Below are 25,408 nucleotides of genomic sequence, written 5' to 3' on the forward strand. Positions count from 1 at the left end.
TGCTTTAACTTTCTAATATTTAATAATCTAATTTCTCAGTGGTTTGTTTTTCTGAATCATATGCTGCAACCTTTCCAAAGTTTTTCGTTCTCCACAAAGGCTTAAAAATGCTTCTCTTTCAAGGTCTAACAAGTACTGCTCGCTAACTTGTTGTGGTTCGCTTAAATCGCCACCGGCCATTACCCAAGCTAGCTTGTTTGCAATTTTCTTATCGTGTTCACTAATGTATTTTCCGGCCTGCATTTGGTCTGTCCCAACAAGGAATGCACCTAATGCTTGTTTACCTAATACTTTAATGTCGGTTCTTTCAATAGGTTTTGTATACCCTTGATCTGCCATCATTCGTGCTACTTCTTTAGCAGCAGCAATACGACGGTTTTTATTTACGATTATAATATCTTTTCCTTCTTTCAGGATATTGGTATCGAAAGCTTCGTAAGCAGAAGTAGATACCTTTGCCATCCCGATGGTTAAGAAATGCTCTCTTAGTGTATTAAGCTCTACATCTCCTTTTTGAAATAAATCTTGAGCGCGAACGGTCATTTCTTTAGAACCACCACCGCCAGGAATTACTCCAACGCCAAATTCAACTAAACCAATGTAACTCTCTGCAGATGCTACTACGCGGTCGGCGTGTAAGGTCATTTCGCAACCACCACCTAATGTCATCCCGTGAGGGGCAACTACGGTTGGAATTGAAGAATAACGAAGACGCATACACGTGTCTTGGAAGTATTTAACAGCAGCGTTCAATTCATCATATTCTTGCTCTACCGCCATCATAAAAATCATTCCTACGTTGGCACCAACAGAGAAATTTTTTCCGTTGTTGGCAATTACCAATCCGTCGTAGCTTTTTTCGGCAATATCGATAGCTTTGTTAATCCCGGCTAATACATCGCCGCCAACGCTGTTCATTTTACTTATGAATTCTACATTTAAAATACCATCGCCAAGATCTTCAACTACAACTCCGCTGTTTTTGAATACCTCTTTGCTTTCGCGAATGTTATCTAAAATAATGTATGAATCCTGCCCAGGAATTTTAACGTGTGTTTTTTCAGGAACACCATAATAGTAGGTGTTTCCTTCTCGAACGTCGTAGAAACTGTCTACTCCGGTTTCAAGCATTTCGCTTACCCAAGCTGCAGGCTCTTTTCCTAGTTCTTTTATTAATTCGATTCCTTTCTTAACACCAACGGCATCCCAAATTTCGAAAGGTCCGTGTTCCCATCCAAATCCGGCTTTCATCGCATCATCAATTTTGTAAAGCTCATCGGTAATTTCAGGAATACGTTTAGAAACGTAGGCGAATAGTGCACCAAAGTTTTTACGGTAAAACTCACCAGCTTTGTCATCACCATCTATCAATACTTTAAATCGATCGGCAACGACATCGATGTCTTTGGTTTTTTTCAAGGTGTCGAATGAGGCGCGTTCTTTGTCGCGATACTCCATAGATTCTAAATCTAAAGTCAAGATTTCGCTGCTACCGTCTTCTTTTTTAATTTTTTTATAGAACCCTTGTCCGCTTTTGCTACCTAACCATTCTTTTTCCATCATAGTATCGATGAAATTAGGCAGTTCAAAAATGTCATGTTCTTCGTCTTCTGGCACATTTTTATGAATACCGTTTGCTACGTGAACTAAGGTGTCAAGCCCAACAACATCTACCGTTCGGAAAGTAGCAGATTTTGGCCGACCGATTACCGGACCTGTTAATTTATCAACCTCTTCAACGGTTAAGCCCATTTCTTTTACTTGATGAAATAAACTTTGAATTCCGAAGATTCCAATTCGATTCCCTATAAAAGCAGGGGTGTCTTTGGCAACGATAGAAGTTTTACCAAGAAACTTTTCGCCGTACTCATTTAAGAAGTCAAGCACATCTTGATCAGTTTTTGGCCCAGGGATGATTTCAAAAAGCTCTAAATAACGTGGTGGGTTAAAGAAGTGTGTTCCGCAGAAATGTTTCTGAAAATCTTCACTTCTACCTTCACTCATCATATTGATAGGAATACCTGAGGTATTTGAAGTAATTAGCGTTCCTTCTTTTCTATGTTTTTCAAGGTTTTCGAAAACTTGTTGCTTTATATCTAGTCGTTCTACAACAACTTCGATAATCCAATCTACTTCAGAAACTTTTGCAATATCATCTTCCATATTTCCTGTAGAAATACGGTCTGCAAAATCTTTGTGGTAGAGTGGAGCAGGTTTCGATTTTATAGAATCCTGCAACGATTGATTTACCAAACGATTGCGCACTTGTTTATCTTCAAGGGTAAGTCCTTTTTTCTTTTCTTTATCGGTAAGTTCACGCGGAACAATGTCTAGCAGTAATACCTCCACGCCAATATTGGCAAAGTGACAGGCAATCCCGCTTCCCATAATTCCGGAACCTATTACGGCTACTTTATTTATTCTTCTCTTAGACATATTATGCTATTTTTTCGGTATATATTTTTTTTGAATTAATCAGTTCTAAAATAGTACTGGCCACTTTTTTAAACGTTTGTAGTTCTTCTTCTGAAATATTCTCTTTTACAGCTTCATCAAACCGAAGCACCACATTTTTTGAAAACTCTCTCATTTCTTTCCCAAAAGGGGTTAAGTGTATTAAAACTCCGCGGCCGTCTTCGGGGTTTGGTTTTCGTTCAATTAAACCTTTTCCTTCCATATTTTTTAGCGTACGCGAGAGGCTAGTGGCTTCCATTCCCATTTTAGGGCCTAAGGCTGTAGAAGGTGTTCCTTCTTCAGGATCGATGCTTATTAAGGCAAATCCTGTTGCCATCGTACTATCTTTTTTACTGGCCTCTTCGTTATACATTTTTTGTACGTTCATCCAAGTAGAGCGCAGTATGTAATCTATTGTTTTTTCTTTCAAAAAGTATTGTTTTGTTTATCGGGATACCAAAGATAGAAAATTTTATTATGCGTGCATAGTAAATAAATGTAAAATTTTTCTGATGAATGTTAAATAAACGTATATAATAGAAAAGGGTTGCGGTATTTACTTTTATTTAAGAAAACAAAAGTGTTTTAATTACTCTTGAGGTTTAAGTAATTAGTAATTATATAGAAAAAATTAATTTTTAATCAATTGCCGAACGGTTGTTTGATTGCCCGATCTAATTTGAACAAAATAAATCCCTTTGGAAAGGTCTTTTATCGAATAAAAGCTATTATCTACATCATAATTACTGACTATTCTACCTTGGCTGTCCATCACTTTAATCGTTCCTTCTTTTAAATTTGAAATATTAAAAGAATCATTGGTAGGATTGGGGTAAATTTTTACTTCTGAAAGCGGGTTTTCTTGAATGCTGAGTTCGCAGTGTGCTACAACTTGTTGCACCGAGTTACATCCTATAGCATTTGTATCAATAACGGCGTTAGCAGGATCTAAATTCAAAAAATCACACACACTTAGGACTGCACATTCAGGTAAGTTTTCATTTTGAAAAATTTGAAGTTGTGTTACAGTAGTGGCATCAATATTTTTAATACCTTCTATATTTGATAGCGAATTATTAACCGAAATATTTAAAAATCCCCCAATACTTATTAAATTTTCCAATCCATCTACGCTGGTAAGATTTGTTTGACCTTGAATCACTAAATTATCGCCAATTGAGGTTAGATTTGCCAAATTACTCAATGTTATCATTTGTGGATTTCTGCTTAGGGTAAAATTTATTCCGATTTCAGATAAATTATCCAAACCTTGCAATGTACTTAAAGAGTTATTTTCAAAGATACGAAAAGACCCTCCGACTTGGCTTAAACTTTCCAAGCCATTGAGATTATGAAGTTGGGGGTTTAAAGAAATAGTACAGTTATTTACAATATTAACTACATTTTGCAGTCCCATTAGACTTTCCAGTGCCTGATTCTGATGAATGTTAAGTTCTAAAGGAATATTTGTAATCCCTTCCAATCCAGATAATGATAGAAGACTTTCATTTACTATTAATAGAATCCTACTCACCGAGGTTATGTTTGCCAAGGCTTGAATGTGTTGTAAATTGTTATTGTACTCTATTAATAAAGATTCAATGGTTTGAAGGTTCTCCAATCCGTCTAAATTTTCAAGAGTGGTGTTATTAATTTTCAAAAAGCCCCCGATATTTGTAATTTGAGACAATCCATTAAGGTTGCTTAAATTTCCTGCAATTAATACATCTCCTATTATTTCTGTGCAACTTGGATAATTTGATGGAAAGTCATCAATTTGCGATTGGGAAGTAAATGTTATTCCATTGGGTAAACATTGTCCCGTAATAAAGGATAAATTTCCGAATAAGAGAATTAAAAAAAGTATTCTGAAATTAATATTTTTCATTTTGAATAATTTTTTATACAGAAAATTTCATTTTAAGAAACTTCATAGAGATTTGATCGTAATGCAAACCGGACCAATTCACCTACGGTACTTAGTTTTAGTTTCTTTTTAATATTCTTTTTATGTTTTTCTACGGTGTGTGAGGATATATTTAAATAAGTGGCAGTCTCTTTGCTAGTTTTTCCAGATGCAATAACTACTAAAATTTCTTTTTCCCGTTTGGTTAGTTCGTCTATTTGATCTGTATAATCTGTGTTCTCAATAATACTATCACTTTCTTTTTGGTAGTTTAAGTAAGCAAGGTCTATTGTTACCTTTAATTGCACTTCATTAAAGGGTTTTAAAAGATAGGCAAAGGGCATGGTTTCCTTGGCGCGTTTTAAAATATCGTGAGAGTCATAAGCAGTTAAATACACCACGGGCACGGTTTTAATTTGTTTAAACTCTGTCATGATATCGATACCATCTTTCTCATCATTCAAGTTTATATCACAGATTATAACATCAATATTGTTTGCTTTAAAATGAATATACGCCTCCTCGTAATTTCGAGCGGTTTTAACATGTATGGAAGTGTCTTTTTCTAACAACAACTTAATGTCTTTAGCGATAATAAATTCATCTTCAATTAGTAAAATTTGTCTCATACTGATGTGATGGTTTTATGAAATACAAGGAATTTTTATAGTGTTTATAGTGCCGTTAGAGCTTTCTGTATGGATAGTACCGTTTAACTGATAAACCATTTCGGTTACCATGTCTAATCCTAATGAATCTTGTTTTATATCTGCTTTTTTATAACCCACACCGTTATCTTCAACTTTTAAACTAATGGTGTTTCCCTCTATTTTACAAGATATATGCAATAGGTTTTCTTCGCTATAGTTTTTAAATGCGTATTTAAAGGTGTTGGTGATCAATTCGTTTAATATCAATCCTACCAATGTGATATTCATTTTGCAGATTATGTTTTTATCTAAGTCAAATTGTAGTTCAAATTTTGCAGAATTTTCATCGGTTAAAGTTTCCATTATTTTTACGGTAAAGTTATTTATAAACTCACCTATGTTAACTTCATCTGTTTTTGAACTTAATTCTGCTTGAACGTACGAAATAGCTAAAATTCTATTTTTAGCAATGGTTAATATTTCTTTTGAATGTTCGTCTTTAATAGAGTTAGTCTGAATATTCAATAGACTGGAAACTATTTGTAGGTTATTTTTAACGCGATGACTCAATTCTTTCATTAAAAATTCAATATTATCGCGTTGTTTTAAAATTACCTCATTATAGGCTTTTAGGTCTTCGTTTTTGTTAATTAAGTCTTCTGTGCGCTCATGAACGAGACCTTCCAATTTCTGTTTATCACGTTTTAGCTTTCTGGTTTTGTATAGATAGAAAGCCACGCCCAAAAGTAGGATGAGTAAGATAGCCGATATTCTGAAAAGTGAGGTTTGGTACCAAGGCGGGATAATAATCAAACTTACGGTTTTAACGGTATCGCTCCACACTCCGGCATCGTTTGATGCTTTTATTTTTAGGGTGTACTTTCCAGGGTTTAAGTTGGTATAGGTAACACTCCGTTTACCACTTGGCGGACTCCAAGCCTTGTCAAAATTATCCAGCTTATATTGATAGGATACTTTCTGTGGGTTTAAATAGTTTAAAGCTGCAAAATTAAACGTTAGAACGTTTTCTTCGCTTTTAAACCGTAACGTGTCTTTGTATAGTTCATTTTGTTCAATGGGTTTGTTAAACAACTCAACTGATTCTATATAAACTTTTGGTAAAAAGGGGTTGTCAACAATGTCTTCTGGTTTAAACATATTAAAACCATTAATTCCACCGAAATAAAATGTTCCATCAGAGTCTTTAAAACCTGCTTTTCCATTAAACTCATTGTCTTGTAGACCGTCTTCTTCTGTGTAGTTTTTAAAAGTATTTGTAGTTGTGTTTAAAACGGAAAGACCATGGTTAGTGCTCATCCAAATTTGGTCTTTTTTGTCAATTAAAATGTTGTAAACAAAATCGTTTGTGAAGCCTTTTTGTTTGTAAAAAAGGGTTGTTTCATTGGTATTTGGATTTAATTTGGTTAATCCAGAACTGGTCCCTATCCATATATTACCTTTTTTATCTTCTTTAAGTGCAAAAATCCTATCGTTTGTGAGTTGATTGCTTTCAGAAGTATTTTGAGTGTAGGTTTTAACCCATTTTTCTTCTGAGAGTTTATATAAGCCTTGATCAGTACCTAACCATAAATTATTTTTTGAATCTTTAAGGTAGACCCGGGCCCTGTTTAATTGTTTACCGTTTACCAAGATTGGATTAAATGTTTCAGTTTGTGTGTTAAACTCACTAATTCCGCCAGCCCAAGTGCACAACCATAGTTTGTTATTCGGCATTGGGATAATAGTAAGCACTTCGCTATCTGATAGACTGTTTATAGTCGTATCGGAAAGCCACTGCGTAAAAGTGTCCGTTTTAGGATTATACTTCATTAAACCATCATAGATGCCGCCTGCCCAAAGGGTGCCGTTTTTATCTTCGGCAAAACAATAGGTTACTCCTTTTTTCCCAGTCTCGTATTGTTTAAATGTCTTGTTGTTGAAATTATACTTGAGTGTTCCATTTGTGGTCCCAATCCATAAAATAGAATCGTTTCTTTTAAAAAAAGGAAAAACGCTAATACGTTGATCATCTTTTTTAGACGGTAATTTAACCTGAACCGATGTAAACTTTTTTTGATACTTATTAGTATAAAAGACTCCTTCACCAGCTGTTCCCATCCATAGGTTGCCTTTGTTGTCTTTTACAAACTGCTCTATTAATATGTTTTCGTATACTTTAGACTGCTTATCTTTAAAAGTAATTTTTGTTGCTTTATTACTACTAGTATTGTAGAAAAAAGTACCTTGATTGGTCGCTACGTATATTTGATCAGTATCTTTTTCAAATAAATACTTAACTGAATTATTAAGAGCTGTTTTAGAAAAACTATTATCAGTTATATTGTGAGTAAACAATCCTTTATCAGTACCAATGATTATAGTATTTTTATCTTTAAAGAAGCTTGTTACCGAACTCTGATTAAACTCTTGTAATGAATTTATTTCTTTTGTTGAAATATTAAAGATAAGAATACCAGAGCCTGTTGTTGCAAGCCAATACGTGTTTTCTGAAACTTTTATAATGTCACTTATAAAATTTTCTTTTTTGATTTTAGGGAGCGTAAAAGTTTGTGTCTCCTTCTTTTTTCGATCATAGATTATAAAATGGTTTTTGGTAGAAAAAAGAAGAAATTTTTTATTAACCTTTAAAATTTTATAGGCAATATTTAAATCTCTGTTTTCATTCTCTTCAAACAAATTAAAAAATCTGTTTTCTGAAAGTTTAAGCCCAGAAATTCCCTTGGAGTTGGTGGCAATCCATAAGGTGTCATTAATAGCTAATAAACCACGAATGTGATCATCGGTAATGGAGGAGCTATCTTTGGCGTGTGCTACATATGGTTTAAACTTATAACCGTTAAACCTATGCAAACCATCTTCGGTTCCAACCCATAAGTAGCCAAGATGATCCTGGGTTAAGGTCTGTGCGTTTAATTGTAGTAATCCTGCTTCTTGCCCCAGTTGATTTATTTGAATTACCTTAGTCTCTTGAGAAGAAACTTTAAAAAAAGTCAACAAAAAGACAATCAAAAATATTTGAGGAATATTTTTTAGCGTACTTTTTGAGGAGAAGTAGGGTGTAATAATGTTTTATGAGAATTTAAGGGTTATTGATTTCGGTCATAAATCTTATCATATAAATCTTGATATTTATTTTGAATCACTTTACGTTTCATTTTCATGGTAGGGGTTAGGTGTCCTTCTTCTATACTCCATACATCTGGAGTAAGTTCAAACTTTTTAACTCGCTCCCATTTTCCGTAGCGCTCATTATAAAAATCAACTTCTTTTTGAATGCGTTTTATAACTTTTTCGTTTTTAATAATTTCCTTAGGGTCTGAAGAAAGTTCACGACCTTTTTTAGCCCCCCAATCTTTTAAAAACTCAAAATCTGGTTGTATTAAAGCTGCTGGCATTTTTTCACCTTCACCTACTACTAATATTTGTTCTATGAAACGGGATTGTTTCATGTCATTTTCTATTAGTTGTGGTGCTACGTACTTACCACCACTAGTTTTAAACATAGACTTTTTACGATCTGTAATTTTCAAGAAACCTTCCTTATCAACTTCCCCAATATCACCGGTATGAAAGTATCCGTCTATTAATACTTCGTCTGTTTTTTCTTTGTCTTTGTAATATCCACACATTACTTGTGGACCCTTTATTAAAATTTCCCCGTCATCGGCAATTTTAACTTCCGTTTCTCTTAATGGCTTTCCAACAGTTCCTATTTTAAATCCTTTGTCGCGCATATCGTTAACAGCTACCACGGGTGAGGTTTCAGTTAGACCATAGCCTTCCATTACGGGAATTTCAGCAGCATTAAAAATTCTTGCCAAACGAGGTTGTAAAGCTGCACTACCACTAGCAATGGCTTTTAATTCGCCACCTAAAGCTTCTTGCCATTTACTAAATATTAATTTACGGGCTATGCTTAATTTAGATTCGTACCACCAACCGTTTTCACCATACGGTTCGTATTCTAAACCTAATTCTATGGCCCAATAAAATAGCTTTTTCTTTATACCTGATAATTCGGCTCCCTTCGCATAGATTTTATCGTATACTTTTTCTAATAACCTTGGTACGGCACTCATTACTTGAGGCTGTACTTCTTTTAAATTATCACTTATAGTATCAAGTGATTCAGCAAAATGAATTTCAACACCAGTATATTGATACATATAAAGAAGCATACGTTCGTATATATGACAAACTGGTAAAAAACTTAACGCCTTAGATTTACCAATAACAATAGGTAAACGCTCGGAGCTAAATATAGCATTACTGGCTATGTTTTTATGTGATAACATAACACCTTTTGGTCGGCCCGTTGTACCAGAGGTATATATTAATGTAGCTAAATCGTCTTCATTGATTGCATCTTTTCGTTTTTCAACTTCATCTTGATTGCTATCATCTTTTCCTTTTTCAAGAACTTCTTCCCAATTAGTACAGCCGTCAATTTTATCAAAGCAGTACACTTCTTTTAAAGAAGGTACGTTGTTTTTTATTTTATTTACTTTTTCGAGTACTTCTTCACACGAAACAAACACATACTTGCATTCACTATGGTTTAAAACATATTCGTACTCATCTTCAGAAATAGTAGGGTAGATAGGTACATCTTGCGCGCCCGTTTGCATAATACCGATATCACATATATTCCATTCGGTACGGTTGGACATTGATATGATAGCAATTTTATCATTTGGTTCAATTCCCATTCTAAGTAAAGCCCGGCTTAATGCATTTGCTTTATCTATATATTCTTGTATAGAAGTAGCTTTCCATTCACCATTATATTTTGTTACCAAAGCTTTTTGTTGCGGATGGGTTTCAAGTTGGTAATATGGAAAATCAAAAAGTCTTTTAGGGTCTGTCATGATAAGTATTTAATGTATAGGTGCAAAATAGTAATTTTTTTCAGAATCCAACAGAAAAAAAATGGAGCAACTAAATTTTAGTTGCTCCATTAAAATTAAGGATAATTTTTTAGAATATTATTGTTTCACAATTTTAAAAGTTTGTAAAACTTCATTTGAAGTAAGTTTTAATAAATAAATTCCTGATGCATACTTACTATAATCTATAGTTTGCGATCCAGTATTCTTTTCTGAAACAAAAACCCGCTGCCCTTGAATGGTGAACAGTTCAGCAGTATAACTACTTAGAGAAGTATCTATGTTTAAAAGGTCATCTACAGGATTTGGATAAATACTAAATTGACTTTCGGAAACATTTGAAATTGATAATCCAGAATCATCAACTATATTAATGGTTAAATCGTCAAAATAGAAGCCATCACCTCTAACGCCACCGTCCGACTCAAACTGAAACCGAACTAAAATAGTTTCACCTAAATAGTCACTTAAATCAATTTCTTCAAGTACCCATTCGTTTTGTTCACCGTCATATAAGGGTTCACCTGTTGGTTGTCCGCTATTCGAGCTACCATTATTTGTGTATTTACCACATTGAGGCGTCCAAGTAGCGCCATTATCAGTAGAAACTTCAAACTGTGTGTAATCCCAATTATTTTCAATTTCCCACTTTGCATTAAAGGTAACATTTGCGCCAATGGCAGTGGTCAAGTCAATTGCATTTTTTAGAGTGATCGTTTTATTTGCGTCGTCTTGATAATTTCCGTTGGGCGAATCGGTTATAGAACTTGGCGCCGATACAAATGTAGAGGTACTAATTCCCCATCCGTTGTTGTTAAAATTCTCAGTAACACTTTCCCCCGAATCTTCAAAAACTGCTTCTAAGGCACCAAATTTTTTGGTGATTAGGGTAGTGGTGTCATAGCTTCCGTTATTTACAATAAATTCGTAGGCTATTTCGTCTCCAGGCTCTACATCTGATGAAAGAGAATATTGAATACTTCCGGTATCTTCATCTAATAGACTTAGTCCGTTAAAAGGTAATGGACTCCCAACCGAGATGATGTTAGCTGAAACCGGATTCAAGCTAACTGTAAAATCACCATTTCCATTAATACCTAAGCGTTTAATACTAAAAGTAGCATTATTTGAAGTAGAATTTCCTGTAAAAGCAGGAGTGGTGTCTGTCACTTCAGCAAAATTATTAACCATTTTAGCCGAAGTTATATTAAGGTACATCATTGTTTTAACCAAAGGTTCAATTTGATTAGAAGGAGGCCAAAACTCTGGGCCAATCTCTGGCGTCATTGCATAAATTTTATCGTGTGTTCCTATGGTACCGTACATAAAATCGTCACTATCACCAGAGGCAGGATATAATTCTGAAGATAAAATATTACTAAAACCGTTTCGGGAAACTAATTCTTCCGAAATTCCCACAAATAAATCATTTTCGGGTGTAGGGGCATTTTCAGTATATCCATAAGGATACAGCAGCAGGTCTCCCGATGTGTGGTTGTTAAAAGCCATAACAAAATTATGATTTTCAACAAACCACTTTATAGCTTGTGTTTCCACTTCCGAAAAAGGAGCAGGACCGTGATAGGTTTCACTACCAGTGTTTGAAGAAGCTCCTTCACCACCCCACATACCGTTATTTGGGTCGCCATTTATATAATACTCATAATTACGGTTTAAATCTGTACCATAGGTGTTTTTTCTATTTTTCCGCCAAAAACCACCTCCATTTGGGTTTGTTTTCTCATTGTATAAATATCCATCAGGATTTATTACAGGCACGAAATATAACTCGGTATTATTTACAATACTTTGTACTTCTGGGTCTGAATCATAATTTTCCAATAAATACCACATATAGAAAACTAGTTGAGAAAGTGATAGCGGTTCTCGTGCGTGGTGTATAGCTGTATATAAAATTTGTGGTTCTCCTTCTGAAGTACTTTCAGGGTTGTCACTAATTTTCACCCATTTAATACCATTTCCTCCAATAGATGGAGTAGTTGAGTTATCTGGAGTTCCTTCGGTTAAAAAATTACTAATGTTCTCTTTTGCAGTAATTAAATCTGGATACTGAGCACGCATCGCATCTAGCTCATCCAAGAGCTCTTGATAGGTTAAGTATCCACCCATAGAACCTAAATTAAAATTGGCCGGGGTTTCATAATCTTCTGAAGCTGCATCACAACTTGGGTTTACAACAGGTTCTTGCAATCTGTTACGCTGAAGAAAATATTCCTTACTGTCTTCTATTAAAATATCGACCTTAAAACCTGCATCTCGGGCATTTTCAATTTCAGAAACTGAAAAATCTGAAATTACAAAGTGCCCCCGTTTATGAGCGCCGTGTTCTACCGGTACGCCTAGTGATTCTAATTTTGAAAGATCATCCGTAGAATTGTAATTTATTTTAGCCCGTTGGTATTTTTCTTGTACTTCTTGCGAGAATATAAATGAAGAAGTAAATAATAAAATTAAAAGTATTGTTTTTTTCATAATTGGGTTTTGGATTAGTGTAGTCTAAAAACGAGCTGAAAACTAACAAATTACAGTTACATTAATTAGTGTTTTAACTAATAATCATTGAAAAAATTGTAAAATCTATATATTAAATAGTGGTTTTGTTTGAAAAAAGTAAACTTCTATTAATTTTTCAATAAAACACTTACATTTTGTTTTTTACTTTTTTTCTAACCACTTTCTTGCATTTACAAATGCTTCTAACCAAGGAGAAACTTCATCGGTACGGTCTTTTGGGTAGTGTGCCCAGTTCCATGGGAAGGTAGAGCGTTCTAAGTGCGGCATCATTACCAAATGTCTTCCAGTTTCATCGGTCATCATGGCTGTATTAAAGTCACTTCCATTCGGGTTTGCTGGGAATGTTTCGTACCCATATTTTCCAACAATTTTATAGTTGTCTTCGCTAAGTGGGAAACTGAATTTTCCTTCTCCGTGAGCAGCCCAAATTCCTAAAGTACTTCCAGCTAATGAAGATAACATCACTGAGTTGTTTTCTTGAATAGTTACCGAGGTAAAGTTACATTCAAATTTGCCGGTATCGTTGTGCAACATTTTTGGTTTTTCGTCGTGGTTTGGCGTCATCAAGCCAAGTTCGATAAACAATTGGCAACCATTACAAACACCTAATGAAAGCGTATCGTCTTTTGCAAAGAAATCTTTTAAGGCTTTATTGGCTTTTTCGTTGTATGAAAATGCTCCGGCCCAACCTTTGGCGCTTCCTAACACATCACTATTTGAGAATCCTCCTACGGCCGCAATTAGCTTAATATCTTCTAGTGTTTCACGACCTTCAATTAAATCGGTCATATGGACATCTTTTACATCAAAACCAGCTAAATATAGCGCATTTGCCATTTCACGTTCACTGTTACTCCCTTTTTCACGAAGGATGGCAGCTTTAATTCTTGGTTTTTCAGAAGAAATTTGTGGTAACGTTCCGTCAAAATGCTTCGGAAATGTAAACTGAAGTGGTTGTTTCTTATAATTGTCAAAACGTTCTTGCGCTTTATTTTTTCCGCTTTGCTTTTCGTCTAACAAATGCGAAGTTTTATACCAAACATCGCGCATTTCTGGAATGTTGAAGTTTAAAACATCATCGTTAAATTGAATTTCTAACGTTTCAGTAGTAGAAACAGTTCCAATTTTGATATAGTCAACGTTTGCTGAGGCGAATGTTTCTTCAATAATTTTATCTTCTGAAACTTGGATAACCACACCGCAGTTTTCAGAAAATAATACTTTTACTAAATCATCTCCTAATTCTGAAAGATTTAGATTCGCTCCCAAATTAGTATCGGCAAAGCACATTTCTAGTAAGGTGGTAATTAAACCTCCGGAAGCTACATCGTGTCCTGCGGCGATTTTTTCTTCAGAAATTAAATTTTGAAGCGTATTGAAAACCGTTTTTACATATTCGGCACTTTTAACGGTAGGAACTTCGCTTCCCACAGTATTCAATATTTGTGCAAATGACGAACCTCCTAATTTATAATCATCTTGAGAGAAGTTGATGTAGTAGATACTTCCGGCGTTTTTCTGAAGAACTGGCTCTACTGTTTTTTTAATATCCTTACTATGTCCTGCAGCCGAAATAATAACTGTTCCTGGTGAAATAACTTCTTCATTTTTATATTTCTGCTTCATGGAAAGCGAATCCTTTCCAGTAGGAACATTGATTCCTAAGTCAATTGAAAATTCAGAAACACCTTCAACTGCTTTGTATAAACGAGCATCTTCACCTTCATTATTACAAGGCCACATCCAATTTGCAGATAGCGATACGCTTTTTAAGCCTTCTTCTAGCGGCGTCCAAACAATATTGGTAAGTGCTTCGGTAATCGAATTACGAGAACCTGCAACAGGATCTACTAACCCAGAAATAGGAGAATGCCCAATGGAAGTGGCAACACCTTCTTTTCCGTTGTAATCTAGCGCCATAACACCACAATTGTTAAGTGGTAATTGTAATGGTCCGGCACATTGTTGTTTGGCTACTTTTCCACCCACACAGCGGTCCACCTTGTTAGTAAGCCAATCTTTACAACCTACTGCTTCTAATTGTAAAACTTGCTCTACATAACTTTGAATGTCTGCAGCTTGATATTTAGGATTTTTATAATTTCTAGGTATTGATTTATCTTTTAAAACGGTTTTAGGAGAACTGCCAAACATATCGGCAAGTTCAAAATCCATTGGTTTCTCACCGGTTGTTTCACTTTCAAAAGTAAAGCGATAATCGCCTGTAACATCACCAACTTCGTACATTGGTGAGCGTTCTCTATCTGAAACCCTTTTTAGTTTTTCAATATCTTGGTCGCCAATTACAAGGCCCATACGTTCTTGCGATTCGTTGCCTATAATTTCTTTTGCTGAAAGGGTAGGGTCGCCAACAGGTAATTTGTCTAAATCTATTTTACCACCGGTTTCTTCTACCAATTCACTAAGACAGTTGAGGTGACCACCTGCTCCGTGATCGTGAATAGAAACGATTGGATTTGTTTCACTCTCTACCATGCCACGAACAGCATTCGCCGCTCTTTTTTGCATTTCAGGATTACTACGTTGAATGGCGTTTAGTTCAATTCCGCTTTCAAACGCTCCAGTATCTGCTGAAGAAACAGCAGCGCCACCCATACCAATTCGGTAGTTTTCACCACCTAAGATTACTATTTTATCTCCTTTTTTAGGGATGTCTTTTATGGCTTGATTAGCTTTCCCGTATCCAACGCCTCCAGCTAACATAATTACTTTATCATAGCCTAGTTTACGTGCTTCCTCTTCGTGTTCAAAAGTTAGAACTGAACCAGCAATTAAGGGTTGACCAAATTTGTTTCCAAAGTCTGAAGCACCATTACTAGCTTTAATAAGAATATCTAAAGGCGTTTGGTAGAGCCAATCGCGTTCTTCTACTGCTTTTTCCCAAGGACGGGAATCGTTTAATCGGGAATAAGAAGTCATATACACCGCAGTTCCGGCTAAAGGCAAAGATCCTTTGCCGCCTGCTAAACGGTCTCTAATTTCGCCACCACTTCCAGTTGCAGCACCGTTAAAAGGCTCGACTGTAGTAGGAAAGTTATGTGTTTCAGCTTTTATAGAAATAACGCTATCAAATTCAGAATTCTGATAAAAATCTGGTTTATCAGGAGATTTAGGAGCAAACTGTATGGCTTTAGGACCTTTTACAAAAGCAACATTATCTTTATAAGCCGAAACAATTGTATTCGGGTTTTTTTCAGATGTTTTTTTAATTAGCTTAAATAGAGAAGAGGGCATTTCTTTTCCGTCAATTTCGAAGGTGCCATTAAAGATTTTATGACGGCAATGTTCACTATTTACTTGGCTGAATCCGAAGACCTCACTATCAGTCAATTTTCTTTTTAACTTTGTAGATAAGTTCTCTAAATAAACAACTTCTTCTTTATTAAGTGCTAATCCTTCTGCTTCATTAAAAGCAGCAATATCATCAATTTCTTTTATTGCTTCCGGTTTAATATCAATTGTAAATATATCTTGATCTAGATCGTTATATTTTTGAGACAACATTGGGTCGAAATCTGAAAAATCAACGGCAACCTTAGTAAACTCTTCAATACGAACAATTCCCTCAACCCCCATATTTTGTGTAATCTCAACTGCATTCGTACTCCACGGAGTAATCATAGCTGCTCTAGGGCCAATAAAAGCTCCTGAGAGTTTTTGGTTTGGCTTTATTTTAGAAGAATCAGGTATTGCGAAAAGCCATTTCAACTTTTCAATAGCTGTTTCCGAAAGGTTATTCGAAGTTTGTACTGCGTAAACAGTTTGGCTTGGAGACGAAAAATAATGAATCATGGTGGTTGTGTTGTTCCGTTTTTTAAAAGCACAAATTTACGGTAATTCTTGCGAAAGGCTACTACAATTTTAATGTGTTATACACATGGTTTTCAACTAATTTTTCACAAATTCATTTATTATATTATTGTTACCTTGTACATACACCGTTTTTTACAAGATTGTAAATAGTATTTTTGACAAAATATTAAACTTTTATGAAGAATTTTTACCCCCTTTTTGTTTTTATGTTTTTTATAGTTTCTTCAAATGCTCAAGTTGTTGTAAACGAATTTGATACCGATACCGAAGGTCAAGATTTTAAAGAGTTTGTTGAATTGAAATCAGACATCCCAAATACGAATTTAGACGATTACGTTTTGGTTTTTTTTAATGGTTCGGAAAGTGGGGCAGATAGTAGTTATTTGGCTTTTGATTTAGATGGGTTTTCAACCGATGTTAATGGCATACTTGTTATAGGAAGTAGCACTGTTTCGCCAGTTCCGGAGTTTTTAATTCCACCAGCTATTATTCAAAATGGTCCTGATGCTGTTGCTATTTATCAAGGAAGTGCAGATGATTTTCCGGAAGGTACTTTGGCAACCACCACCAATCTAATAGATGCTTTAGCGTATGATACTAATGATGCAGATGATACGGTTTTATTAAGCCTATTAGGTCTAACCGAACAAATAAATGAAGGAGAGAATGGAAATCAAACTACTGAATCTATTCAAAGAAATAATGATGGCAGCTACACTGTAACTACGCCAACTCCCGGTGCATTAAATGATGGAAGTGGGATTGACCTAAACGGGGTTTCTTTTACTACAGACCTACAAGAATATAGTGAAGGGGATGCCATGACAATTACCTTTACTACGGAAGAAGCTGTAACGAGTGATTTAAATTTCATTTTTACATTAGAAAACGAAACATTTACAACTGAAGATTATACAGGAAATACATCTGTTTTTATTCCTACAGGAACAAGTGAGGCAAGTGTACAAATTCAATTTATAAAAGATGGAGTAAATGACGGTGATGAGTTTGCCGAAATAGATATACAAACATTGCCACAGGAATATAACCGACTTACCGATAATGTAGAAGTATTGGTCATAGACTTAGATTTTACAATGGCTCAATGGGGAACACCATTAGACCCAACATATGGTTTTGTTGAAAGCACAGAGCCAGAAGATTATTACAATTCAATTGGCGGATTAGCCGATAATGAATTGAGACAAGCTATACAGGATGTAGTTGCAGATCCCGAAACAGTGCGCACCCAGACTTATGCCGATGCCATAGACATTTTAAAAAGCGCCGATCAAAGCCCGGAGAACAGCAATGAAGTTTGGTTGTTGTATACTGAACAATCCCGCCCAAAAATCGACTTTCAAAATTTAGGAGGAAGTAACATAGGCAAATGGAACCGAGAACATACGTATCCCCGCTCTCGAGGAGGTTTTTATGAGTTAGAAGAGGATGAGGTTGCCGATGGAATGAATATTTTTATTGAAACCAATGCAGATTCGCTACGTCACGGAATTTCTGATGCTCATGCATTGCGTGCAGCCGATGGACCTGAAAATAGTTCGAGGGGAAATCAAGATTATGGTGAATATAATGGTCCCACAGGGAATTTGGGCAGCTTTAAAGGTGATGTAGCTCGCGCCGTGCTTTTTATGGCTGTTCGTTATAATGATTTGGAAGTGGTAAATGGTAACCCTGAAAACACGACAGTAGGGGAGTTAGGAGATTTGCAGACACTACTAGAATGGCACAGAAACGATCCGCCAGACGATTTTGAAATGAATCGTAATAATATAGTCTATACTTGGCAAAAAAATCGTAACCCTTTTATTGATAGACCTATTTTGGTTGAACATATATGGGGAGATCTGCAAGGTGAAACTTATTTTCCACCACTTTCAATTGAAGAAAATAATATTTCTGAAATAGTGCTGTACCCAAATCCAGTTTCCAAAGTGTTAAATATTCAAGGAGTTTCTAATAAAACCGAAATCAATATTTTTTCCATGATTGGGAAAGAGATGTTGAACAAAACAATTTCTCAAGATACATCCATACCTTTAATATTTCAATCTGGAACATACATTGTGGTTATGGTGTCAAGCAAGCAAACAAGGGTAAAACATATAATTATTAAATAAGCATTGAACTTCTTAAAATCCTTTCAAAAAATAAATGCTTAGCGGAACTTGTTTTATTCTATTTTCTTGATTATATTATACTTAGCAATATGAAATCCGAGTTAAATTACCTATTCCTACTGATTTAATAGGTTTTTAAATTATATTTTTTATGTTATATTGCGCAGACTATTAAGATTTAACGTTTTTAATTAAAAAAGTATGAAAAAAAACTATTTACTATTAATGCTTAGCTTTTTGTGCTTAGCAACCGTATTTGGGCAGGAGAAATTCCCCCCAGAAGAAGTAATAACAGGAACTTTTCTTGGTAAAACGATGCCATTAAGAGATTTTCCAACAATTCAACCAGGTGAAAATAGAGGTGAAAGTGTTGAAGTGATGGTGCCTAATGACTCTAGGACACCTATGGAACATGTAGAGACAAGCACCCTTATAAACAATTTACAAACTGAAAAAGGAAAAATTGTAACTAGAGATATTGAACAAAATTTTATTGGTGCATCAGCGTCTGAATCTGGATTTTTTCCACCAGATGCTACTGGAGCAGTAGGTCCAAATCATTATGTTCACTCGGTAAACTCATTAGTGAAAATTTTTGACAAATCAGGTAATATCGAAGTAGGTCCAGTTAGTTTAAGTGCATTTTTAGGTATTAACTCAAATGCTGGTGATCCCATAGTTATGTATGATCAATTGGCAGATCGTTGGGTAGTAAGTGAATTTGGTTCATTGAACAACTCATTAGCTATTGGTGTTTCAGAAACAAATGATCCAACAGGTGCTTATAATGTATACCAATATGTTTTTAGTGGTTTTCCAGATTATCCAAAATATGGATTGTGGCATGATGGCTATTATGGTACCGTTAATTTAAATGGACAGACGACTCAAGGATTTGTAATGGAGCGTGATGAAATGTTAGCAGGTGGACCTGACCCTCAGATATTGATTTTTAATTTACCACAAATTGTAGTAAACCCTAATCAAGTTAAAAGTCCAGGCGCTGTTAGTTTACTAGGTACAGATATAGATACGTCAACACCAGGTTATATTACGTATTTGCAAGATGATGGATGGACAGGTTCAATACCTTTCGACCACCTTAAAGTTTGGGAAATTGACGTAGACTGGAGCAACACAGGGAACTCTACTATTTCACAACCTCTAGAAATTCCAACTGATCCTTTTGATGCAGGCGAACTTTTTGGTAACGGAAACGGAGCTATCCGTCAGCCAGGTACTAGTCAACGATTAGCTGGACACGGAGGAATTATTTCATTCCCAACTCATTACCGTTCTTTTGGTAGTTACAACTCTTGGTTAATCACATTTAATACGTTTATTGATAATAACGAAACTGGAGGAATTCGTTGGATCGAATTAAGAAATGATGGTTCTAGTGATTGGTCTATTTTCCAAGAAGGTACTTACTCTATTGCAGATGGTCATAGCCGTTTAATGAGTAGTGCTGCAATGGACGCCGCAGGTAACATTGGAATGGCTTATACAACTGCCAGTGAAAATTTACCAGTTTCTCTACGTTATACTGGTAGGTTTAATGGAGATCCGTTAGGAGAAATGACTGTAGAAGAAACGACTATCATTGATGGTCCAGGAGTTCGTAACAATTCTAACAGGTATGGTGATTATTCTCATATGTCTTTAGATCCTAATGACTTTACTTTTTGGTTTACTTCAGATTATTTTTCTTCTACAAATCAATGGAGAACTCAAATAGCATCATATGGCTTAAGTGGAGGCTTTGCCACAGATATAGGAGCAACTTCTATTAATGAACCTGAAGATGGTGTTTTAACTACTACTGAATCAGTAGAGGTTACCATTAGAAACTTTGGATCTGATCCTCAAAGTGGGTTTCCATTAGAACTTTATTTAGATGGAAGTTTAGTTGCAACCGAAGTTTTTTCAGGAACAATAAACTCTAATGAAATAGGGACATATACTTTCAACGAAACATTAGATCTTTCAACCCAGTCACAAACCTATACTATAGAAGTTGCTACAGATTTGTCTGGAGATGAATTTGAAAATAATGATAGAGTTTCTAAAGACGTAACAAATATATTTGCTGCAGATGTTGGAGCGTTGGCAATTACTTCTCCAGAAACTGGAAATGGTTTGGGAATGCAAACTGTTACTATTGAAATTCAAAATTATGGTGCCAATTCACAATCTAATTTCGATGTTCAATACAGCGTTGATGGTGGAACACCAGTAGTAGAAACTTTTACAGGAACTATTGAGACTGGAGAAACTACTAGCTTTGACTTTGCAGAACAAATAAATTTCACAGAATTGAAGGAATATGAAATAACTGCTTCTACTAACTTATCTGGTGATGAGCAAGCTTCAAACGATTCCGTAACAATTATTATCGAAAACTTAATTTGCCAGCCAGATCTATTCTGTGCTCTTGGTGATGGTTTCGAATTGGTTTCAATTGCAGAAATAAATAACGTTTCAGGTTGTGAAGGTTATGGTGACTTTAGAAGTCAAATAGCAAATCTTGCTCAAGGAAGTACAAATGATATTACTCTTACAACTGGTTTTGGAAGTCAAAACGTAAAAGTATGGATAGATTTTAATGATGACTTTGTATTTTCAGGTAACGAAGTAGTAGTTCCTAATTTCGAAATTGCACCTGGTGAAACTGGAGGGACTTATACCGAAACTTTAGACTTGATTATTCCTTCAGATGCTGCTCTTGGAGAGCATATTATGAGGGTGAGAAGTAACAGAAACTCTGCTGTTCCTAATGGGTGTATTGATGATGGTCTTGGAGAAGTAGAAGATTACACGGTGAACATAGGAGATCTTGGTGTAAATGATTTTAAAATTTCAGACTCTGAATTAATCGTTACTACATTAGGAAACAATAAATATGATGTTGCATTGACTACAACTTTTGAAGGTGGTGTTTATCTATCAATTTTTAATACTCTTGGACAGGAAATAGCGATGAATAAGACCGTTAGTAAAGAAGGAAATACTTATAAAGCTTCTTTAGATATGTCTAATGTTTCAAGTGGTGTTTATATACTTAGAATGGGTGGACAAACTACTACTAGTTATAAAACAGCACGTATTATTGTTGAGTAATAAATGCTTTTTTAAAACTTAATATCTTTAATCAAAAACCTGTGAATTTTTTCACAGGTTTTTTTGTGAAATCATTGAAATATATTTAAAGCCATGAATTTCATGAAACCGAGTATTAAACAGTTGTATTAATTTAATTATGAATAGAAATGAGGGATATAACAATACCAGTTTATTATTTAACAGCACAACCGATTTTGGTGCATTTGATTATGAGATATTTAACACCTTAGGACAAAAAATAACTACTAATATGGATAATAGCAGTAATGGCTATAAAGCTACTGTAAACCTTGCAAGCGTAGCTTTTGGTATGTACTTGGTTAAACTGTACAATAATGAATTTAATACTGTTAAACGTTTGGTTGTTCAGTAAAACAATCCCCTATTAACTACAAAAAGCGTCCCAAAAGGACGCTTTTTAATTTTCAAATAATTGTAACGATTACTCTACAATAATTTTTTTAGTGATTCTTTTTTCTGAAGAAATAACTTGCAATAGATACATACCGCTTTTAAAACCTGACATGTTAATGAAATTTTCTTCTGTAGCTGTTTGCTCAAGTACTTTTCTGCCCATTAAATCAAAAAGCACATAGCTTTCTGCTTGAAAAGCTGTTGTTGATTGTACCCATATCTTTTCTGAAGTAGGGTTAGGATATACATTTATTGCATTAGCTGAAAAATCTTGAAAAGACAATAATCCCCAACGGTCTTCGGCTTGTGGGCCTCCCCAGATGATTGTTGCCAACACGGGATTGTCTATAAATGGGTTTCTGTTACCGTAAATATTCTCTAAGTGTGGATTGCGCTGGTCCTCTAAATCACTTACAGGATCATCAACGTTCCATTGTAAAAATAGTTCAAGCATATCGGTACTACCCTGTGTAGCCCCATTTCCTACTAAAGAAGGTAAACAACGATCGCCATATCGTGTGTACATATACATCATAATACGGGCTACATCGCCTTTCCATTCATCGCCAGGATACCAAGCACCGCTTACCGATCCAGCATTTCCACTCCCGGTGATAAATTTTTTATTGCCACGATTTCCATTGGCTTGCACATCAGATGGGCGCAAGTTATGGGGATCAGCTCCAATACCGACAGTATTATTGCCATTATTGGGCATAGGTGGATTGGCCAAGGACCGCGGAAAAGTGTGCTCTCTATTATATTCACAATTTCCTCCTCCAAAATCGTCTTTATTGCGGCTCCTGTCCGTAGTGCAATTACCATCACTGTCATCATATCCGTAAATAAGCAACACATTGGAGTTGTTTGAAGGATCTTCGTCCGTAATTTTTACTACGTCCCTTATATCACCATAAGTAAAGGTGGTGTTATTAATGTCAATTTTGTTTTGAAGCTCAAAATACAAATCCTGACCCGTTAAGGTGAGGTCAACATCATTATAATAAGATTGTTGCGCAAATGTAATTTCAGCAATAAATAGAAATGGGATAAGTAAAAATTTGTTCATTTTGGAATTTATTTATGTTGAAGCAATGCTATGTAAAAACCATCAAACCCAGATTTGCTAGGGTATATTTTTTCTTCCTGTGTTAGTGAAAAATCTTTCCCAGCTTCACTACTTAAAAAAGTAGAAACTTGTTCACTGTTTTCTGAAGGTAAAATAGAACACGTAGCATACACTAATTGTCCTCCTTGTTTTACCATCTTAGAATAAGAAGTTAGCAGTTCTTGTTGTGTATTTTTTATTTTTTCAAGAAACTCAGGTTGTAATTTCCATTTGGCATCTGGATTACGTTTTAAAACACCTAAACCAGAACAAGGCGCATCAATTAAAACTTTATCAGCAGAACCTTTTAACTTTTTAATCACTTTTGTAGTGTCGATTACTCGAGTTTCAATGTTATGTACTCCATTTCTGCGTGCACGACGCTTCAGTTCTTTCAGTTTATTACCATAGATATCAAGAGCAATCACCTGTCCTTTATTATCCATTAACGAAGCAATATGAAGGCTTTTCCCACCAGCACCTGCACAAGCATCAATTATACGCATTCCAGGTTCTGGTTTTAAAATTTCGGCCACTTTTTGAGACGAGGCGTCTTGGACTTCAAACCAGCCATTTTTAAAAGCATCGGTAATAAAGACGTTAGCACGTTCTTTTAGTTTTAAAGCATACGGATAGCCTTTAATAGTTTCGGTTTCTATTTCGGCATCGAATAGCTCATTTTGGACTTGTTTGACCGTAGCTTTCAATGGGTTTACTCGCAATACTACATCGGCCAATTGATTTAATGCACTAATTTCTGCAGTCCACTTTTTACCTAATTCAGCTTCGCCTAATTTGTCCATCCAATCTGGAATGGATTCTCGGTATTTTCTAATTTTTGATAATTCATCAAATTTACCTTTAATACGGCGGGTAGGGGTGTCCTCAAATTGAGGCCATTCAGGAATTTTTATTCCGTTAAGCGTCGCCCAAACTGTAAATAGGCGGAATAGGTTCGAACGGTCAAAAGGTTCTTTAACTTCTGCTATTTCGGCGTATAAACGTTTCCAACGTACAATATCGTAAGTGGTTTCTGCAATAAAGCTTCTGTCGCGAGATCCCCAACGTTTATCACGTTTTAGAGTGTCTCGTAAAACTTTATCAGCTTGCTTATTTTCATTGAAAATCAAGTGCAAGGAATCGATCGTTGCAAATACTAAATTTCGGTGTAACCTCATGGTTTTAATTTGGATTGCAAAGGTATTATAATCCCGTTGTTTTCTTTATTTTTGGCGAAAAATTTTATATATGCGCTTTTTCCCCTTTCTACTTGTATTGGTAGGCTTAGCCTCCTGTACGTCAAACCATTCAAAAAATTTTACTTCTGTCGATATAGAACCAGTATTTATAGACAGTTTAAGTATTAGAGCTATTCAACCTTTGGATGAAAATAGAGTTTGGTTTGCTGCAGATAAAGGCATTGTCGGGCTCATTGATAATAAGCAAGCTAAGCTAGCTACTATTAAATATGAAGACTCCCTATTACATTTCCGTTCCATTGCGGCTACCGATTCTGCTGCTTTTGTGTTGAGTATATCAAACCCGGCTGTATTGTATAAAATTGGTTTTAATGGAAAAGAGGCAACTAATATTCAAGAAGTATATACCGAAAATGGAGAAAACGTTTTTTATGACTCTATGAAATTTTGGAATAATATGGAAGGAATTGCAATGGGTGATCCTGTTGATGACTGCCTGTCCATACTCATTACTCAAGATGGTGGAAACACCTGGGAAAAAATTCCTTGTGACAATCTTCCAAAGGTTGAAACAGGAGAAGCCGCTTTTGCGGCCAGTAACAGTAACATAGCGCTTTATAAAAATAATGCTTGGATCGCAACAGGAGGGAAGCAAGCACGTGTATTTCATTCAAAAAATAAAGGGAAAGATTGGGAAGTTTATGATACGCCTATTGTACAAGGAAAAGCCATGACCGGAATTTATAGTGTTGATTTTTTTGATGCTAAAATAGGTGTGATATTCGGTGGGGATTGGGATAAGAAAGAATTTAATGAAGGAAACAAAGCCATAACCAATAACGGCGGAAAAACATGGCGTTTATTAAGTAACGGTAAAGGACCTGGATATCGATCATCTGTAAAGTTTGTGCCCAACACAAAAGGAAATGATTTGGTTGCAGTAGGCTCACCGGGGTTATCTTACAGCAATGACCAAGGTGAAAACTGGCAGGAACTCTCAAAAGAAGGCTTTTATGCAATTGAATTTGTAAACGACTCTATTGCTTTTGCTAGTGGTAATAATAAAATATCTAAAATCATTTTTAAGTAAATAGTAAAAGGGAATATATCTCACGATATATTCCCTTTTAGCTAAACAAA

Annotated in this window: 14 protein-coding genes; 4 read left to right on the forward strand and 10 right to left on the reverse strand. The window is 35.3% G+C overall.

Going from position 1 to position 25,408, the window contains the following annotated elements; translation table 11 throughout:
* Window positions 1-27: 27 nt before the first annotated feature.
* The 8 genes from AACZ92_RS04500 to purL form a co-directional block, all read right to left on the reverse strand.
* Window positions 28-2,436, reverse strand: a complete 2,409-nt coding sequence (locus AACZ92_RS04500) for a 3-hydroxyacyl-CoA dehydrogenase NAD-binding domain-containing protein (protein ID WP_339697575.1) — start codon at window positions 2,434-2,436, stop codon at window positions 28-30.
* A 1-nt stretch (window position 2,437) separates the two neighbouring features.
* The gene (locus AACZ92_RS04505) at window positions 2,438-2,884 is read right to left on the reverse strand and encodes a MarR family transcriptional regulator (RefSeq protein ID WP_339697577.1); all 447 of its coding nucleotides are present in this window, start codon (window positions 2,882-2,884) and stop codon (window positions 2,438-2,440) included.
* A 201-nt stretch (window positions 2,885-3,085) separates the two neighbouring features.
* Window positions 3,086-4,342 carry a T9SS type A sorting domain-containing protein gene (locus AACZ92_RS04510; RefSeq protein ID WP_339697579.1) on the reverse strand — a complete coding sequence of 419 codons (1,257 nt, stop codon included), beginning with the start codon at window positions 4,340-4,342 and terminating at the stop codon, window positions 3,086-3,088.
* A 32-nt stretch (window positions 4,343-4,374) separates the two neighbouring features.
* Complete coding sequence (locus tag AACZ92_RS04515) at window positions 4,375-4,989, reverse strand: response regulator transcription factor (protein ID WP_339697581.1); 615 nt, start codon at window positions 4,987-4,989, stop codon at window positions 4,375-4,377.
* 15 nt (window positions 4,990-5,004) lie between these two features.
* Window positions 5,005-8,025: a two-component regulator propeller domain-containing protein gene (locus tag AACZ92_RS04520; protein WP_339697583.1), complete on the reverse strand. Its 3,021-nt coding sequence runs from the start codon at window positions 8,023-8,025 to the stop codon at window positions 5,005-5,007.
* Between the two features lie 92 nt (window positions 8,026-8,117).
* Window positions 8,118-9,899, reverse strand: coding sequence for a long-chain fatty acid--CoA ligase (locus AACZ92_RS04525; RefSeq protein WP_339697585.1), 1,782 nt, complete (start codon window positions 9,897-9,899; stop codon window positions 8,118-8,120).
* Window positions 9,900-10,016: 117 nt separating this feature from the next.
* A complete protein-coding gene (locus AACZ92_RS04530) occupies window positions 10,017-12,410 on the reverse strand; it encodes a M14 family zinc carboxypeptidase (protein ID WP_339697587.1) in 2,394 nt (797 codons plus the stop codon).
* Between the two features lie 183 nt (window positions 12,411-12,593).
* Complete coding sequence (gene purL, locus AACZ92_RS04535) at window positions 12,594-16,265, reverse strand: phosphoribosylformylglycinamidine synthase (protein WP_339697589.1); 3,672 nt, start codon at window positions 16,263-16,265, stop codon at window positions 12,594-12,596.
* Between the two features lie 197 nt (window positions 16,266-16,462).
* Here purL and AACZ92_RS04540 point away from each other — a divergent pair, with 197 nt between their 5' ends.
* The 3 genes from AACZ92_RS04540 to AACZ92_RS04550 all read left to right on the forward strand — a co-directional run bounded on the left by AACZ92_RS04540 (window position 16,463) and on the right by AACZ92_RS04550 (window position 21,920).
* The gene (locus AACZ92_RS04540) at window positions 16,463-18,424 is read left to right on the forward strand and encodes an endonuclease (RefSeq protein ID WP_339697591.1); all 1,962 of its coding nucleotides are present in this window, start codon (window positions 16,463-16,465) and stop codon (window positions 18,422-18,424) included.
* A gap of 201 nt (window positions 18,425-18,625) precedes the next feature.
* Window positions 18,626-21,544, forward strand: a complete 2,919-nt coding sequence (locus AACZ92_RS04545; protein WP_339697593.1) for a GEVED domain-containing protein — start codon at window positions 18,626-18,628, stop codon at window positions 21,542-21,544.
* A gap of 139 nt (window positions 21,545-21,683) precedes the next feature.
* Window positions 21,684-21,920: a T9SS type A sorting domain-containing protein gene (locus tag AACZ92_RS04550; protein ID WP_339697595.1), complete on the forward strand. Its 237-nt coding sequence runs from the start codon at window positions 21,684-21,686 to the stop codon at window positions 21,918-21,920.
* 69 nt (window positions 21,921-21,989) lie between these two features.
* Here AACZ92_RS04550 and AACZ92_RS04555 read toward each other — a convergent pair whose 3' ends face one another.
* The gene (locus AACZ92_RS04555) at window positions 21,990-23,030 is read right to left on the reverse strand and encodes an endonuclease (protein ID WP_339697597.1); all 1,041 of its coding nucleotides are present in this window, start codon (window positions 23,028-23,030) and stop codon (window positions 21,990-21,992) included.
* A gap of 8 nt (window positions 23,031-23,038) precedes the next feature.
* A complete protein-coding gene (locus AACZ92_RS04560; protein ID WP_339697599.1) occupies window positions 23,039-24,247 on the reverse strand; it encodes a methyltransferase domain-containing protein in 1,209 nt (402 codons plus the stop codon).
* Between the two features lie 70 nt (window positions 24,248-24,317).
* Here AACZ92_RS04560 and AACZ92_RS04565 point away from each other — a divergent pair, with 70 nt between their 5' ends.
* On the forward strand, window positions 24,318-25,358 hold the full coding sequence (locus AACZ92_RS04565; RefSeq protein ID WP_339697601.1) for an oxidoreductase: 1,041 nt from the start codon (window positions 24,318-24,320) through the stop codon (window positions 25,356-25,358).
* The last annotated feature ends 50 nt before the right edge of the window (window positions 25,359-25,408 follow it).

Source organism: uncultured Marixanthomonas sp., assembly GCF_963974425.1.
Classification (GTDB): Bacteria; Bacteroidota; Bacteroidia; order Flavobacteriales; family Flavobacteriaceae; genus Marixanthomonas.